The sequence below is a fragment of the Pseudomonas sp. FW215-R2 genome (assembly GCF_058789255.1).
In genome coordinates this window covers 1-15,927 of the sequence record NZ_JBYTBO010000008.1, presented here as the reverse complement: position 1 = coordinate 15,927, position 15,927 = coordinate 1, and the positions used below count along the sequence as shown (strand labels likewise).

Below are 15,927 nucleotides of genomic sequence, written 5' to 3'. Positions count from 1 at the left end.
CGTTGGGTCCTTTTGGCTGGCTGACGTTAAGGGTCAGAGCTCTTTGCTGAGGGTGCTGAGGAACGCCTGGATCACGTCCTCGTTGCGTTTGAAAAAGTGCCACTGGCCGGCTTTCTGGCTGCTGATCAGCCCGGCGCGTTGCAGGGTGGCCAGGTGCGCGGAGACGGTCGATTGCGACAGGCCGCAGCGTTGATCGATCTGCCCGGCGCAGATGCCGTACTCGTGGTTGTGGATCTGTTCCGGAAACTGGGCTTTCGGGTCTTTCAGCCAGTTGAGGATGTCTCGCCGTACTGGGTGTGCCAGGGCTTTTATTATTTCGTCGAGGTCAATGTTCATGGCTGGTTGCTCGTGATGTATGTAGCGCTATATCGCGATGAGGCGAACTTTAAATCGGTATTTCGCGATATACCAATATGAATTCGATCTGACGACCGCATAAATCGGTATATCGGGTTATAACGATATGTGAGGTGTAAACAAACGCGGGCGCGGTGCTAAGCTGCGCCCATGAACTATCTCGCACATTTGCACCTCGGTGGCCAGCGTCCCGGTCAATGGCTCGGCAGTCTGTATGGCGATTTCGTCAAAGGACGGCTGCAAGGGCAGTTCGATCCGGAGATCGAAGCGGCGATTGCCCTGCATCGTCAGATCGATGTGTTCACCGATCGCCACCCGTTGGTGGACGCTTCATTGGCGCGTTTTTCCACGACCCGTCGCCGTTACGCCGGCATCGTCCTCGACGTGTTTTTCGACCATTGCCTGGCCCGGGACTGGGCGCTCTACGCCGACCGACCGCTGGCGCAATTCACCACTGACGTATACCGAGTGCTGTCCAGCGAGCGGCAATTGCCCGAGCGCCTGGCGAAGATCGCCCCGCACATGGTGGCCAATGACTGGTTGGGTTCGTATCAGGAATTTGAAGTGCTGGAGCAGGTGCTGCGCGGGATTTCCCGGCGCCTGAGCAAACCTGAAGAACTGGCGGGGGCGATGCAGGAATTGCGGCGTTTGTACGAACCGCTCAGTGACGACTTTCGCTTGTTCTACCCACAGCTGCAGGACTTTGCAGGCCGGCAGCTGTAGGCAGATGTTGACGATCAGGCAGCGATCAGCTCGCCTGCACGACGCGGTTCGGCCGGTTTGGCCACCTCGCCGAACAACGCTTTCTGCACCGCTTGCTGGGCTTCGTACGCCAGCGCCGCGCGTTCCCGGCCCTGGCAGGCAATCGGTTTGAGCAGGTGAACTTCCACATCGCCGCAATCGTTGCTGAACAGGCGCATCAGGTGTGACAGCAGATCGTCGTCGCCAATGAACGGTGCCAGCGAATCAATCTCGCCATTGCGCAGATAACGGATCGCCACCGGTTGCAGCTTCACTTCCGAATCAATCGCCGCCGACAGCAGACGACCATGAAAGGTACGCAGCGAACGGCCATCCGTGGTGGTGCCTTCCGGGAACATCAGCAGCGGATGATCGGTTTGCAGGTGACGGGTCATCTGCTTGCGGATCAACTGGCTGTCGCCCGAACCGCGACGGATGAACAGGCTGCCGGCCTTCGCCGCCAGCCAACCGGCCACCGGCCAGGTGCGCACTTCGGCCTTGGACAGAAACGACAGCGGCGTGAGCATCCCGAGCAGCGGAATGTCAGTCCACGACACATGGTTGCTGACCCACAGCATCGGCTGCTTCGGCAGCTCGCCGTGGACGGTTACGCGAAAGGGCAGGGCATTGCTCAGGCGCGCCATGAAAAACCGCGACCAGCGCTGCCGGCGTTGCATCGAATGGGCCAGACCCAATCGCTCGAAAACCCCGAAGACACTGGCCATGCTCAAACCCAGCGTCACCACCAGCAGCACCCGCGCGATCCGCGCGTACACCCGCAGCCGGCTCATCACACGGCCGCCTTGAAGTGCTTGGCGTAGCGCGGGCAGAGTTCGTCGCGCTTGAGCAGGATGAACACGTCGGCGACCTGGAAGTCTTCGTCCCAGCACGGCTCGCCGCAGATCTTCGCGCCCAGGCGCATGTAGGCCTTGAGCAGCGGTGGCATTTCGGCAATCACGTTCGACGGAATATCCAGGGTTGGCAGCGGGTTCTTCGGCTCGGCACGCAGGTGTTCGGTGCACAGGTAACGTTCGCGCAGGCGCTGCATGATCGCGTGGGCCTGCACGCCGCCGTCCTGCATCGGGATGCTCGCGCAACCCATCAGATAGCTGTAGCCGCCCTGATTGAGGACTTCGGCCAGTTCGCCCCAGAGCACGGCGATGGTGCCGCCGTTGCGGTAGGCCGGGTCGACGCAGGTGCGACCGATTTCCAGGATCGGGCCTTGCAGACCGGCGAGGCCGTGCAGGCTGAATTCTTCTTCGCTGTAGAACTTGCCCAGGCTGCTGGCGGCGGTGTGATCGAGCAAACGGGTGGTCGCCACCAGGCGGCCGGTGTTCAGGTCACGCACGCCGATGTGGCTGCAGTGAACATCATAGTCATCCATGTCCAGACCCAGTTCCGCGCCTTTCAGCTTGGCGTTGAACTCGCCGCTGAACACGTTGAAACGCAAGGCCTGGGCTTGCTGCAAGGCCTCGGCGCCGATCAGGCGTTCGGCTTGCAGATGGCGTTCATTGCCGGTGTCGCTGATGCGGGCGATCTGAGTCATTTGAATCTCCGTACGGGCCTTTAACCCGTCGTGGGTTACAGCCGATCGACTTTCTTTATGCAGCCGTGTTGTGCAAAGTCAGGCTATGTAGCCCCGGTGTCATCGCCATGAATGTTTGGTGATGCTTATATGACAGCCCACGAGGAGCCTCTGATGACCTGGTCGACCCTGCTTGAATGTCGCGAACGCCTGCCCGCCGTTGCCGATCTGGCGGAGGGTTTCGCCACGCTGCTGCATCAACTGGGCAGCGTTACGCCGTTCGAACTGGCGGTGGCGGGAGGGCGGCGGATGGCGACGCCGGGGCTGGCGTTTCTGGTGGGCTATCAGGCGGCGTTGCGGATGCTCTGGCCGAGCGCGCCGCCGAGCCTGGGTGCTTTGTGTGCGACCGAACAGCGCAGCCTGCGACCGGCGGACATGCAGACCCGGCTCACGGATCTGCGCCTTAGCGGGCAAAAGGATTTCGTCACCGCCGGCGATGCAGCGGACTGGCTGTTGATCGCCGCCCGCAGTGAGCAACCCGGCGAATCGCCGCGCCTGAGCCTGGCGGTGGTGTACCCCGGCGAGTCCGGCGTGCGCGTGGAAAAGCTCCCGCCGTTGCCGTTGATGCCGGACATCAGCCATGGCCGCTTGTACCTCGACGAGGCTCTGTGTGAGTTGCTCGCCGGGGACGGTTGGGATGCCTACGTCAAACCGTTCCGCAGCCTTGAAGATGTCTATGTGCTCAGCGCAATGACCGCGTGGCTGTACGGCGTCGGTCAGGACAACGGCTGGCCGCAGCCGCTGCAATTGCGCTTGCTGGCGCTGTTGGCCGGTTGCGCGGAAGTCAGTCGTCAGCCGCCGAACAATCCGGCGGGGCATGTGTTGCTCGGTGGCTTGTTTGCGCAGTTCGACGGGCTTAAAGCGGAAGTCGATCAGGCGCTGCTCGAAGGCAATCCGGAATGGGCAGCGATGTGGCAGCGCGATCAGTCGGTCATGCAACTGGCCGCAGGTGCGCGGGCCAAGCGTCTGGCCAAGGCGTTGGCGGCAAGTCAAAACACATCTGTCATGAACGCCGGCTAGTCTTGTCAGGTTCATCCCCAGAGCCCTCACCATGTTCAAAGGCCTGTCCCTGTTTCTGCTGCTGATCAGCTTCACGGTTCAGGCCGAACAATGGCCGGGCGAGCAGTGGCCGAGTGGCCCGAAACTCACCGGCCCGGCCGTCGATGCAATGGAGGCCTACGCCTTCCCGACCCGCGATGACAACACCCGCCAGGGCATCCGCACCGACGCCTTGCTGGTGATCCGCGACGGTCAGCTCATCTACGAACGCTACGCCGCTGCGACCACCGCCGACACGCCGCACCTGACCTGGTCGATCAGCAAAAGCCTGATGGCCACGGTGTTCGGCGTGGCGTACGGCGAAGGCTTGTTCAAGCTCGATGATCCCGTCGCGAAGTTTTACCCGGTGCTGGAAAAACACCCGGCCATCACGATCCAGGATCTGCTGCACTGGGCCTCGGGCATCGACTGGCAGGAAGACTACGAATACGCCCCGCTGAAATCCTCGGTGGTGGCGATGCTCTACACCCGTGGCCACCGCGACATGGCCGCCTTCACCGCCGACCACGACAGCTACGCACCAGCGGGTCAGGCGTTCCGCTATTCCAGCGGCGACAGCAATCTGTTGGCAGCGGCGCTGAAAACCATCGTCGGCCCGCAGCGGTATCCCGACTATCCATGGACGGCACTTTTCGATCCCTTGGGCATCCGCCATGCCACCTGGGAAACCGATGCCACGGGCACCTTCGTCGCGTCTTCATACGCTTACCTGACGGCGCGGGATCTGGCGCGAATCGGCCTGCTGATGGAACGGGACGGACGCTGGAACGACCGGCAGCTGTTGCCCAAGGATTGGGTCGCCTTCAATCGCCAACCCTTCGCCGGCTACAAGGCTAATCAGGACGAAGCCGTGCCTGGCGGCCAGTGGTGGCTCAATCGCCCGGCAGACGGTGCCCCCTCGCCATGGCCCGACGCACCCCCCGACACCTTTGCCGCCCTCGGCCACTGGGGCCAGGCGCTGTACGTGATCCCGAGCGAAAAACTGGTGATCGTGCGCTACGGCGATGACCGCGACGGCAGCTATCGCCACAACGAATTGCTCAAGCGTGTGCTCGGGGCGGTGCGGCCATGAAGTTGTTCAGACGAATCCTGCTGGTGCTGCTGGTCGTGCTGCTGGGCTGGGGCTGGCACGAGCGCGAAAACCTGTGGGCCTTCCCGGACATCATCAGCGCCTACACCGCCAAGGAATATTGTTCGTGCCGCTACGTCATGAACAACGACGCCGAGTATTGCCGTGGCTACGTGAAGCAATGGTTGCCCAGCGAACTGACCGATGACCGAACGCAAAAACTGGTTACCGCCAGCGGCATGGGGCGCAGCAACAGCGCCCGGTGGCAAGGCGAACGCCAAGGCTGTCGCCTGCAACCCTGATCCGGTTCCACCCTGCGGAACCACATTCGATTGTCCTCTCGCGTGTCTCGCGGTTATCTGGCGGTGAGCACGACCTGCCGTTCATGTGTCGTGAAACAACACCGAACAACAAGACCGGGAAACACCCGCGCGAGGAGAACCGTCATGCCCCGACATCAGCACATTCTGGCCTGGCTCAACGACGTGGCTGGCGACCTGCACGCCACCCGCCAGGACATTCACGCCCACCCTGAACTCGGTTTCGAGGAAAGCCGCACCTCGGCGCTGGTCGCCCGGTCGCTCGAAGAGTGGGGCTATGAAGTCCACACTGGCGTCGGCAAGACTGGCGTGGTCGGGGTGCTGCGCAACGGCAGCAGTTCACGCAGGCTCGGGCTGCGGGCCGACATGGATGCGCTGCCGATCATCGAGAACACCGGCGTCGCTTACAGCAGCCGTCATCAGGGCTGCATGCACGCCTGCGGCCACGACGGGCACACCGCGATGCTGCTCGGCGCGGCGCGTTATCTGGCGGCGACCCGTCAGTTCGACGGCACCCTGACGCTGATTTTCCAGCCCGCCGAAGAGGGGCAGGGCGGGGCCGAAGCGATGCTCGCCGATGGCCTGCTCGAACGCTTCCCGTGCGATGCGCTGTTCGGCATGCACAACATGCCGGGCCTGCCGGCGGGGCACCTGGGCTTTCGCGAAGGGCCGATGATGGCTTCGCAGGATCTGCTCACGGTGACCATCGAAGGCGTCGGCGGCCACGGATCGATGCCGCATCTGGCGGTGGATCCGCTGGTGGCGGCAGCGAGTGTGGTGATGGCTTTGCAAACCGTGGTCGCGCGCAACATCGATGCGCAGCAGGCGGCGGTGGTGACGGTCGGCGCATTGCAGGCTGGCGAAGCGGCAAACGTGATTCCGCAACAGGCGATCCTGCGCCTGAGCCTGCGGGCGCTGAACGCTGAAGTTCGCGTACAGACACTGGACCGCGTGCGCTCGATCATCGAAGCCCAGGCCGAAAGCTTCGGCTGCACCTCGACCCTCGAACACCGTCCGGCCTATCCGGTGCTGGTCAACCACGCCGCCGAAACCGAGTTCGCCCGTCAGGTCGGCGTCGAACTGGTCGGCGCCGATGCCGTGGATGGCAACACACCAAAACTGATGGGTAGCGAGGACTTCGCCTGGATGCTCCAGCGCTGCCCCGGCGCCTACCTGTTCATCGGCAACGGCGTGGCGCGGCCGATGGTGCATAACCCGGCCTACGACTTCAACGACGACATTCTGCTGACCGGCGCGGCGTATTGGGGCGCGCTCACCGAGAGCTGGCTCAAGCCGGCCTGATTTCTTCACTTTTTGCTGCCGCTGAAGCGCAGGTGCGCACGTGCCTGCGTGGTCAACCCACAGCTTCTGGAGAATCCCCATGCAGATTTCGAACGCAGGCGTTTCGCGCACCCGGCAAGTGGTCGCCGCCGTCATCGGCAACGCCCTGGAATGGTACGACTTCATCGTTTACGGCTTTCTGGCGAGCATCATCGCCCGGCAGTTTTTCCCGTCCGACGACGACTACGCCTCGCTGCTGATGGCGCTGGCGACTTTCGGCGTCGGCTTTTTCATGCGCCCGGTGGGCGGCATCCTGCTGGGCATCTATTCCGACCGTAAAGGGCGCAAGGCTGCGATGCAGATGATCATCCGCCTGATGACCGTGTCCATCGCCCTGATCGCGTTCGCGCCGAATTACGCCGCCATCGGCATGGGTGCGCCGTTGCTGATTGTGGTGGCGCGGATGCTTCAGGGCTTTGCCACGGGCGGTGAATACGCCAGCGCCACGGCGTTTCTGGTGGAGAGTGCGCCGGCCCATCGCAAGGGTTTGTATGGCTCGTGGCAACTGGTCGGGCAATGCCTGGCGGTGTTCAGCGGTGCGGCGATGGTGGCGCTGGTCACGCACCTGTTTTCCCCCGAAGCGCTGGACAGTTGGGGTTGGCGGATTCCATTCGTGCTCGGTCTGCTGATCGGCCCGGTGGGGTTGTGGATTCGCAAACACATGGAAGAACCGGAAGAGTTTCTCGAGGCGCGCAAGAAGGCCAAAGGCGCCGCACCGGGCTTGTGGCAGGTGCTGCGTGAGCATCGCCGCAGCCTGCTGGTATCGATGGGCCTGGCCTGCGGCGCTACGGTGTCGTTCTACGTGGTGCTGGTGAACATGCCGACTTTCGCCCACAAGAACCTCGGCCTGCCGCTGGATCAGGTGCTGCTGGTGCAGATGCTCGCGGTGGGGCTGATGACCGTGGTGATTCCGCTGTCCGGTGCCCTGTCCGATCGCCTCGGTCGGCGGCCGGTGCTGATGGCCTTCACCCTGGCATTTTTCGTCATGGTCTATCCGCTCTATGTGTGGGTCGCGGCGGCGCCTTCGATCGAGCGCTTGCTGGTGATGCAACTGCTGCTGTGCACGGCGATTGGCGGGTTCTTCGGCCCGGCCCCGACGGCGCTGGCCGAGCAGTTCCCGATTGAAGTGCGCTCCACTGGCGTGTCGGTGGCCTACAACGTAGCGGTGATGGTGTTCGGTGGTTTCGCGCCGCTGATCGTCACCTGGCTGAGCAAAGTTCTGAACACCCCGGTGGCGCCGTCGTTCTATGTCTTGTTCGCTTGCCTGCTGACCCTGCTCGGTACTTACTGTTTGCAAGAGGCCCCGCGTGCGAAGAAATCCGTTGCGCTCAACCTGGGAGTGAAACCGTGAGTCCGTTAGCCATTGATCCGATTGTCGTCCTCGATGCCGATGCGCTGTCCCGGGCGATCCATGCCCGCAAGGTGTCGTGCCGCGAAGTGATGCAGGCCTACCTGACGCACATCGAACGCTTCAATCCGGCGGTCAACGCGCTGGTCTCGCTGCGTCCGCAGGACGTGCTGTTGCGCGAAGCCGATGAATGCGACCGGCAACTGGATCGCGGCGAGTCCCGGGGCTGGATGCACGGCATGCCCCAGGCGATCAAGGACCTGGCGGCCACCGCCGGGTTGCGCACCACCCTGGGCTCGCCGCTGTTTGCCGAGCAAGTGCCGCAGCACGACGCGATCAGCGTGGCGCGGGTGCGGGATTGCGGGGCGATCATCATCGGCAAGAGCAACGTCCCGGAGTTCGGCCTCGGTTCGCAGACCTACAACAGCGTGTTCGGCACCACCACCAACGCCTACGATCCGAACCTGATCGCCGGCGGCAGCAGCGGCGGGGCGGCGGTGGCACTGGCCCTGCGCCTGCTGCCGGTGGCCGATGGCAGCGACATGATGGGCTCACTGCGCAACCCGGCGGCGTTCAACAACGTGTTCGGTTTCCGCCCGTCCCAGGGCCGCGTGCCCCATGGGCCGGCGCCGGAAGTGTTCGTCCAGCAACTGGCCACCGAAGGGCCGATGGGGCGCACGGTCACCGACGTCGCGCGATTGCTCTCGACCCAGGCCGGTTACGATCCGCGCGTACCGCTGTCGCTGGCCGATGAGCCTCGGGATTTCGGGCTGGACCTGCAACAGGACTTCACCGACATGCGCCTCGGCTGGCTCGGTGATTACAACGGCTATCTGCCGATGGACGATGGCGTGTTGAGCCTGTGCGAATCGGCGCTGACGGATTTCAGTGCGTTGGGCTGTCAGGTCGAGGCTTGTCAGCCGGAGTTTTCCATGGAGCGCTTGTGGCAGACCTGGCTCACGCACCGCCATTTCCTGGTGCAGGGCAGCCTCGGCGCGGCGTATGCCGACCCGCAAAAACGGGCGCTGCTCAAACCCGAAGCGCAGTGGGAAATCGAGGGTGGTTTGCGTCTGACCGCTGCCGAGGTCTATCAGGCATCGGTCGCGCGCAGCGAGTGGTATCGCGCGGTGAGCGAGTTGTTCGAGCGTTACGATTTCCTGCTGCTGCCCACCGCCCAGGTGTTCCCTTTTGATGCACAGCAACCGTGGCCGCGAGTCGTCGGCGGGCAGACCATGGACACCTATCATCGCTGGATGGAAGTGGTGATCGGCCCGACACTGGCGGGGTTGCCGAGCATCAGCGTGCCGGTGGGTTTCAACCCGGCCGGGTTGCCGATGGGCCTGCAAATCATCGGCCCTGCCCAGGCGGATCGGGCGGTGCTGCAACTGGCCTATGCTCATGAGCAACTGACGCGCTGGGTCGAGCGGCGACCGCCGGCATGCCTGCAATCGGCCTGAGCGGCCCGCATCTTGCTGCACGAAGTGATCTTTCACCCGCATCCACGGAGGTCGAACACATGGGCAGCAAGGCAGACACCGGCAGCGTGCGCTCGGTCGAACGGGCGCTGGCCATCGTCGAGTTGCTCGGCGAGCATCAGGCGTTGGGACTCGAAGAGTTGCACTACCTGACCACCCTGCCCAAAGCCACAGTGTCGCGGATGCTCGCCACCTTGCAGGAGCAGGGCTGGATCTATCGTGGCCTCAGCGACCGTCGCTACCGGTTGTGCGCCAAGCGGCTGTTCGGTGATCGTCAGCAACGCTTCAAGCGCCATCTGGTGGAAAGCGCCGCGCCGATGCTGCTCGAACTCAGCGAGCGCACCGGGCTGGTGGCGGATCTGTCGTGCTTCGACGGCGAGCGGGTTGAAGTGATGGAAAGCGCGATCCCGCAAGTGCTGCGCAAACGCTATCCGAACAACTGTCAGATCGTCGGTCATCACGCGAGCCTGTTTCATTCGGCGATGGGCCGGGCCTGTCTGGGAGAGCTCGACAGCCAGGACGTGCGGCGCCTGGCCGAGCGCGAACAGTTGGCGGATGACGGGGCATTGCAGGCCACCGAGCAAGCCCTGCATCAGGGCTTCGGTCAGCGCACCGAAGGTTATTGGGAATACCCGGTGCGCCTGCCGTTCCTGATTCGCGCGGTGGCGTTGCCGATTCGTGCGCAGGGGCAACTGGTCGGCAGCATGGCGCTGCATTGGCCGATGGATCAGGCGCCGGTGGAGCGGGTGCTGAGCCTGCACCTCAACAGCCTCGCGGCGACTATTGGCCAGGTGCAGCAGGCGTTGGTCTGAGCCTTTGCACAGACTGACAGTTTGCAATAGCGCCACGGCCAGTTAAGGTTCGTGCAGGTTTATCGGCCCCACGAGTCTTCAATGTTCAACCGTTCTCTGTGCAACGCCTTCGCCGGCCTGCTGCTGGGCGCCGCTGCGCTGCCGGCCCAGGCCAACTGGTATCTGGACGGCGAGTCGTCGCGGCTGTCATTCGTCAGCACGAAAAACGCCAACGTGTCCGAAGTGCAGCGCTTTCTGGTGCTGCACGGCAAGGTCGATCCCGATGGCCGCGCCGAAGTCGAGGTCGAGCTGGACTCGATCAACAGCGGCATCCCGCTGCGCGACGAACGCATGCGCAAGGAACTGTTCCAGATCGAGCAATTTCCCGAGGCGACCATCACCACGCAAATCGACCTGCGCCCGATCAACGATCTGGCCCCCGGCGCGCAACTTGAGTTGCGCCTGCCGCTGACCGTCAACCTGCACGGCAAACAGCACGAATACCCCGCTGAACTGCTCGCCACTCGGCTTGATGACCGACGCTTTCAAGTGGTGACGCTGGAGCCGCTGGTGATCAGCGCCGAGGATTTCGATCTGCTGCCAGGGCTGGAAAGCTTGCGCAAAATGGCCGGCCTGTCGGCCATCAGTCTATCGGTGCCGGTGGGTGCGGTGCTGATCTTCACGGCGCGCTGACATGCGCGGCGCAGTGTTCCCGTGGCGTGACGGCAACCGCTTCGAACTGTTGATCGACGGCCCGCAATTCTTCCCGCGCATGCTTGAGGAAATCGCCCGCGCCCGTGAGCAGATTGAACTGGAGCTGTATCTGGTAGAGGCCGGCGCCTGTGCCGAAACCGTGGTTCAGGCGTTGGTGCTGGCAGCCGAGCGGGGCGTGCGGGTGCGTTGCCTGTTCGATGATTACGGCAGTCTCGCGTTCACCCTCACGCTACGTCGGCGGCTGACCGGTGCCGGGGTCGAGCTGCGTTTTTACAATCGGCTGAACTGGCGGCGCTGGGTCGGCAATTTCTATCGCGATCATCGCAAGCTGTTGCTGGTCGATCAGCGTCTGGCGGTGGTCGGCGGTACCGGGGTGACCGACGAATTCTGGACCCCGGGCCACGACACCAGCGAATGGCACGAAGTGATGGTGCAGATCACAGGCCCCTTGGTGCTCGACTGGCAATTGCTGTTCGACCGCCAATGGATCGCCAACCGCCATCGCCGGGCCTGGAAGCCTCACGCGAATTTCGGCCTGCCGCGTTTGCCGCGTGTGCCCGACACCGGTGAGGGCATGGGCCGTGTGGCCTACGCCGACGCCCGCCAGCATCGCGACATTCTGCAATCACTGTTCCGCGCACTGAACAGCGGCCAGAAGCGCATCTGGCTGGCGACGCCGTACTTCCTGCCGACCTGGAAAATCCGCCGCTCCCTGCGCAAAGCCGCCGCCCGTGGCCTCGATGTGCGCCTGCTGCTGACCGGGCCGCGTACCGATCATCCCTCGGTGCGTTACGCCGGGCATCGCTATTACCCGCGCCTGCTCAAGGCCGGGGTGAAGATCTTCGAATATCAGCCGTGTTTCCTGCACCTGAAAATGGTGCTGGTGGACGATTGGGTGAGCATCGGCTCATGCAATTTCGACCATTGGAATTTGCGCTTCAACCTTGAGGCGAATCTGGAGGCGCTGGATCCGTCACTGACAGCAGCGGTGGTGGCGAGTTTCGAGAAGGACTTCGGCCTGAGTCAGCAGGTGAGTCTGGAGGAATGGCAGCGCCGGCCGTTGTGGCGGCGAGTGAAACAGCGGATCTGGGGATGGGTGGATCGGGTGGTGGTCAACCTGCTGGATAGACGCGGCTAGTCGCCAACCCCCGATTGATCGTTCCCACGCTCTGCGTGGGAATGCCTCAATGGACGCTCTGCGTCCGCTTTGGGACGCGGAGCGTCCCGGGCTGCATTCCCACGCGGAGCGTGGGAACGATCGGTTAGCTTTAACAGTTACAGCAATTCAAAGCTCTGCTGCGTCACGTCCTGGGAATCCAGGCCGATCTGCACGTTGAACTTGCCAGGCTCTGCCGCGTACTTGAGCTGGGCGTTGTAGAACTTCAGGTCATCTTCGGTGATGGTGAAGTGCACGACTTTCTGTTCGCCGGCCTTGAGCATGATCTTCTGGAAGTTCTTCAGCTCCTTGACCGGACGGATCATCGAACCGGTGACGTCCTGGATGTACAGCTGCACCACGGTTTCGCCGTCACGCTTGCCGGTGTTTTTCACCGTGACACTGGCGTCGAGCTTGCCGGTGGTGTTCAGGGTGGTCGACGACAGCGCCATGTCGCTCAGGCTGAAATCGGTGTAGCTCAGGCCGTAACCGAACGGGAACAGGGGCCCGGTGGTGTCATCGAAATACTGCGAGGTGTAGTTGCCCGGTTTGCCCGGCGTGAATGGCCGGCCAATGCTCAGGTGGTTGTAGTAAGTCGGGATCTGACCCACGGAACGCGGGAAGGTCACCGGCAGTTTGCCCGACGGGTTGTAGTCGCCGAACAGCACGTCGGCGATGGCGTTGCCGCCCTCGGTGCCGCTGAACCAGGTTTCCAGAATCGCGTCAGCCTGTTCCTTTTCCTGAAGGATCGTCAGCGGACGGCCGTTCATCAGCACCAGCACCAACGGCTTGCCGGTGGCTTTCAGGGCGCGGATCAGCTCACGCTGGTTTTCCGGGATGTTCAGGTCGGTACGGCTCGACGATTCGTGGGACATGCCACGGGATTCGCCCACGGCTGCAACGATTACGTCAGCGTCCTTGGCGGCTTTCACCGCTTCGTCGATCAGCACGTTGGCCGGGCGCGGGTCATCGACCACTTCCGGCGCATCGAAGTTGAGGAAGTTCAGGTAGTCGAGGACCTTCTTGTCGCTGGTGATGTTGGCGCCACGGGCGTAGATCAGGTTCGACTTGTCGCCGATCACGCTGCTCATGCCGTCGAACAGGGTGACCGATTGCGCCGGACGGCCAGCAGCGGCCCAGCTACCCATCATGTCGATCGGGGCCTTGGCCAGCGGACCGACCAGCGCGACTTTGGCGGTTTTCTTCAGCGGCAGGGTTTCGTTCTGGTTCTTCAGCAGCACCAGGCTGCGACGGGCGACGTCACGGGCGTCGGCGCGGTGCAGGCGGCTGTCGGCGTAGGTGTCGGCCGGATCGTCTTCGGCCTTGCCGATGCGCAGGTACGGGTCCTTGAACAGGCCCATGTCGTACTTGGCCCCGAGCACTTCACGCACGGCGTTGTCGATGTCTTTCTGTTCGATCTCGCCGGACTTGAGCAGCCCCGGCAGTTCTTTGCCGTACAGGGTGTCGTTCATGCTCATGTCGATGCCGGCCTTGATCGCCAGCTTCGCCGCTTCACGACCGTCGGCTGCCACGCCGTGCTTGATCAGCTCGAAGATCGCGCCGTGGTCGCTGACCGCCAGGCCCTTGAAGCCCCATTCCTTGCGCAACAGGTCGTTCATCAGCCAGGTGTTGGCGGTGGCCGGGATACCGTTGATCGAGTTCAGCGCGACCATCACGCCACCGGCGCCGGCATCAATCGCAGCGCGGTACGGTGGCAGATAGTCCTGGTACATCTTCACCGGGCTCATGTCGACGGTGTTGTAGTCGCGACCACCCTCGACCGCGCCGTACAGGGCGAAGTGTTTGACGCTGGCCATGATGCTGTCGGCCGCGCTCGGCGTGTCGCCCTGATAGGCCTTGACCATGACTTTGGCGATGCGCGAGGTCAGGTAGGTGTCTTCACCGAAACCTTCGGAGCTGCGGCCCCAGCGCGGGTCGCGGGAAATATCGACCATCGGCGCGAAGGTGATGTCGAGGCTGTCGGCTGCGGCCTCTTTGGCGGCAACGCGCCCGGACTGGCCGATGGCGTCCATGTCCCAGCTCGATGCGAGGGCCAATGGAATCGGGAAAATCGTACGGTGGCCGTGGATCACGTCGTACGCGAAAAACATCGGGATCTTCAGGCGGCTGCGCATGGCAGCGTCCTGCATCGGCCGGTTTTCCGGGCGGGTGATCGAGTTGAAGGTGCCACCGATGTTGCCGGCGGCGATCTCTTTGCGGATCAGTTCGCGAGGCATCTCCGGGCCGATGCTGATCAGGCGCAACTGGCCGATCTTCTCGTCGAGGGTCATTTGTTTCATCAGGTTACTGATGAACGCATCCTTGTTTTCCAGGGGTACCGGGGTCGTGGCGGCCAGTACTTGATGACTGGCCAGGCTGACGAACAGGCCCAGCAAACACAGCTTCTTCATGAATAGTTTTCTCAAGGGCCTAAACGGCGTTGCAATGCCGGCCAGCCAAAATTTAGGGAGCGACTATTGTTGTTCGGGTGCTGATTCAGAAAACGACAGCCGAATGTACATCGTCAGTTTCGACGACGTGATCGCGCAGGGCCTCTTTTTAGCCCATCGGCCCGCCGCAATCCAGTGGCGCGGGCGATTATGCCCCAACCGCCGGCTGAGAATGTTTCGCGATTCATTTTTCATGAAATGTGCAAGGGAGCACCCGTCCGATGAATGTCAGTCCTGTCTACCGCTCGCGTTTGCAGGTCGCCACCTTGCTGGTGCTGGCCACGCTGTTGACCGCCTGCGGTATCAACAACATCCCCACCCTCGACGAACAGGCCAAGGCGGCCTGGGGCCAGGTGCAGAACCAGTATCAGCGCCGCGCCGACCTGATCCCCAATCTGGTGGAAACCGTGAAGGGTTATGCCAAGCACGAGGAGGAAACCCTGACGGCGGTGGTCGAGGCCCGGGCCAAGGCGACGTCGATCCAGGTCGATGCCAGCACCCTCGACAACCCGGAAAAGCTCAAGCAGTTCCAGCAGGCCCAGGATCAACTGACCGGTGCCTTGAGCCGATTGATGGTGGTGTCCGAACGTTATCCGGACCTGAAGGCCAACCAGAACTTCCTCGCCCTGCAATCGCAACTTGAGGGCACGGAAAACCGCATCGCCGTGGCCCGCCGGGATTTCATTCTGGCGGTGCAGAAATACAACACCGAGATCCGCACCTTTCCCGGTCGCCTGTGGCACAGCGTGATGTACAGCGATCTGCCGATCCGCGAGACCTTCGAAGCCACCAGCCCCGGCGCGGACAAGGCCCCGGAAGTGAAGTTCTGAGCCGGGGATGCCCATGCGCGTGTTGAAGATGGGCCTGGTGCTGATGCTGTGGCTGTTCGCCGTCAGCGCCCGGGCCGAGTTGACCTTTCCGGCGCTGACCGGGCGGGTGGTGGACGACGCGCAGATGATCGAGCCGTCGGTGCGCGCGCAACTGAACCAGCAGTTGCAGGCCCACGAACAGGCGACTGGCGAGCAGTTGGTGGTCGTGACGTTGCCGAACCTGCAAGGCACTACCATCGAGGACTACGGCGTTGAACTGGGCCGGCACTGGGGCATCGGCCAGAAGGACAAAAACAACGGCGCACTGTTGATCGTCGCCCGGGACGAGCGCAAATTGCGCATCGAAGTCGGCTACGGGCTGGAGGATCGCCTGACCGATGCCCAGAGTTCGGTGATCATTCATCAGGTGATCACGCCGTCGTTCAAGGCCGGCAATTTCAGCAAGGGCATCAGCGACGGTGTGGCGGCGATGCTGGTGGTGCTGGGCGGCAATCCACTGGACGAACCTTCCACGGTGTATGAATCGGCCGGCGATCCGTCGGACGATTTCGTCTCGCGGCACCCGGCGTTGTTCGTATTTCTGGTGATGTTGTTCATCCTGACTGTTTTTATCTGCCAGATGCTCGGTATCCTTCCCGCCGGCCGGGGCGGCTCCGGAGGAGGGGGTGGCTTTGGTGGCGGTGGTTTTGGC

16 protein-coding genes are annotated in these 15,927 nt (G+C 62.9%); 12 read left to right on the top strand and 4 right to left on the bottom strand.

What is annotated here, in order from left to right; all coding sequences use genetic code 11:
• Nucleotides 1-33 precede the first annotated feature (33 nt).
• Nucleotides 34-336 carry an ArsR/SmtB family transcription factor gene (locus tag AC3WRD_RS12850; protein ID WP_007957866.1) on the bottom strand — a complete coding sequence of 101 codons (303 nt, stop codon included), beginning with the start codon at nt 334-336 and terminating at the stop codon, nt 34-36.
• 171 nt (nt 337-507) lie between these two features.
• Between AC3WRD_RS12850 and AC3WRD_RS12845 the strand changes: the two genes are divergently transcribed.
• Complete coding sequence (locus AC3WRD_RS12845) at nt 508-1,080, top strand: acyl carrier protein phosphodiesterase (RefSeq protein WP_096819472.1); 573 nt, start codon at nt 508-510, stop codon at nt 1,078-1,080.
• A gap of 14 nt (nt 1,081-1,094) precedes the next feature.
• Here AC3WRD_RS12845 and AC3WRD_RS12840 read toward each other — a convergent pair whose 3' ends face one another.
• Together AC3WRD_RS12840 and olsB are read right to left on the bottom strand one after the other, a co-directional pair.
• Nucleotides 1,095-1,889: a lysophospholipid acyltransferase family protein gene (locus AC3WRD_RS12840; RefSeq protein WP_102621465.1), complete on the bottom strand. Its 795-nt coding sequence runs from the start codon at nt 1,887-1,889 to the stop codon at nt 1,095-1,097.
• Complete coding sequence (gene olsB / locus AC3WRD_RS12835) at nt 1,889-2,644, bottom strand: L-ornithine N(alpha)-acyltransferase (RefSeq protein ID WP_102621464.1); 756 nt, start codon at nt 2,642-2,644, stop codon at nt 1,889-1,891. Before olsB ends, AC3WRD_RS12840 begins: the two co-directional genes overlap by 1 nt.
• Before the next feature lie 153 nt (nt 2,645-2,797).
• Between olsB and AC3WRD_RS12830 the strand changes: the two genes are divergently transcribed.
• From AC3WRD_RS12830 to AC3WRD_RS12790, 9 genes are all read left to right on the top strand, one after another.
• On the top strand, nt 2,798-3,703 hold the full coding sequence (locus AC3WRD_RS12830) for an acyl-CoA dehydrogenase middle domain-containing protein (protein ID WP_102621463.1): 906 nt from the start codon (nt 2,798-2,800) through the stop codon (nt 3,701-3,703).
• Between the two features lie 31 nt (nt 3,704-3,734).
• Nucleotides 3,735-4,814: a serine hydrolase domain-containing protein gene (locus AC3WRD_RS12825; protein WP_102621462.1), complete on the top strand. Its 1,080-nt coding sequence runs from the start codon at nt 3,735-3,737 to the stop codon at nt 4,812-4,814.
• Nucleotides 4,811-5,113 (top strand): amidase, encoded by a 303-nt coding sequence (locus AC3WRD_RS12820; protein ID WP_096819467.1) that lies wholly within the window; start codon nt 4,811-4,813, stop codon nt 5,111-5,113. Before AC3WRD_RS12825 ends, AC3WRD_RS12820 begins: the two co-directional genes overlap by 4 nt.
• A gap of 144 nt (nt 5,114-5,257) precedes the next feature.
• Entirely contained in the window at nt 5,258-6,433 is a 1,176-nt protein-coding gene (locus tag AC3WRD_RS12815) for a M20 aminoacylase family protein (RefSeq protein WP_102621461.1), read from the top strand.
• A 79-nt stretch (nt 6,434-6,512) separates the two neighbouring features.
• Nucleotides 6,513-7,823, top strand: coding sequence for a citrate-proton symporter (locus AC3WRD_RS12810; RefSeq protein WP_102621460.1), 1,311 nt, complete (start codon nt 6,513-6,515; stop codon nt 7,821-7,823).
• On the top strand, nt 7,820-9,277 hold the full coding sequence (locus tag AC3WRD_RS12805; protein ID WP_102621459.1) for an amidase: 1,458 nt from the start codon (nt 7,820-7,822) through the stop codon (nt 9,275-9,277). The genes AC3WRD_RS12810 and AC3WRD_RS12805 overlap by 4 nt, the downstream gene beginning before the upstream one ends.
• Before the next feature lie 59 nt (nt 9,278-9,336).
• Entirely contained in the window at nt 9,337-10,107 is a 771-nt protein-coding gene (locus tag AC3WRD_RS12800) for an IclR family transcriptional regulator (protein WP_102621458.1), read from the top strand.
• Between the two features lie 81 nt (nt 10,108-10,188).
• The gene (locus AC3WRD_RS12795; RefSeq protein ID WP_102621457.1) at nt 10,189-10,779 is read left to right on the top strand and encodes a YceI family protein; all 591 of its coding nucleotides are present in this window, start codon (nt 10,189-10,191) and stop codon (nt 10,777-10,779) included.
• Nucleotide 10,780: 1 nt separating this feature from the next.
• The gene (locus AC3WRD_RS12790; RefSeq protein WP_102621456.1) at nt 10,781-11,938 is read left to right on the top strand and encodes a phospholipase D-like domain-containing protein; all 1,158 of its coding nucleotides are present in this window, start codon (nt 10,781-10,783) and stop codon (nt 11,936-11,938) included.
• A 137-nt stretch (nt 11,939-12,075) separates the two neighbouring features.
• Here AC3WRD_RS12790 and bglX read toward each other — a convergent pair whose 3' ends face one another.
• Complete coding sequence (gene bglX / locus AC3WRD_RS12785) at nt 12,076-14,367, bottom strand: beta-glucosidase BglX (RefSeq protein WP_102621455.1); 2,292 nt, start codon at nt 14,365-14,367, stop codon at nt 12,076-12,078.
• Between the two features lie 260 nt (nt 14,368-14,627).
• Here bglX and AC3WRD_RS12780 point away from each other — a divergent pair, with 260 nt between their 5' ends.
• Nucleotides 14,628-15,236 (top strand): LemA family protein, encoded by a 609-nt coding sequence (locus AC3WRD_RS12780; protein WP_096819459.1) that lies wholly within the window; start codon nt 14,628-14,630, stop codon nt 15,234-15,236.
• 13 nt (nt 15,237-15,249) lie between these two features.
• Nucleotides 15,250-15,927 (top strand): TPM domain-containing protein (locus AC3WRD_RS12775; protein ID WP_102650848.1); only part of this gene is annotated, 678 nt, incomplete at its 3' end.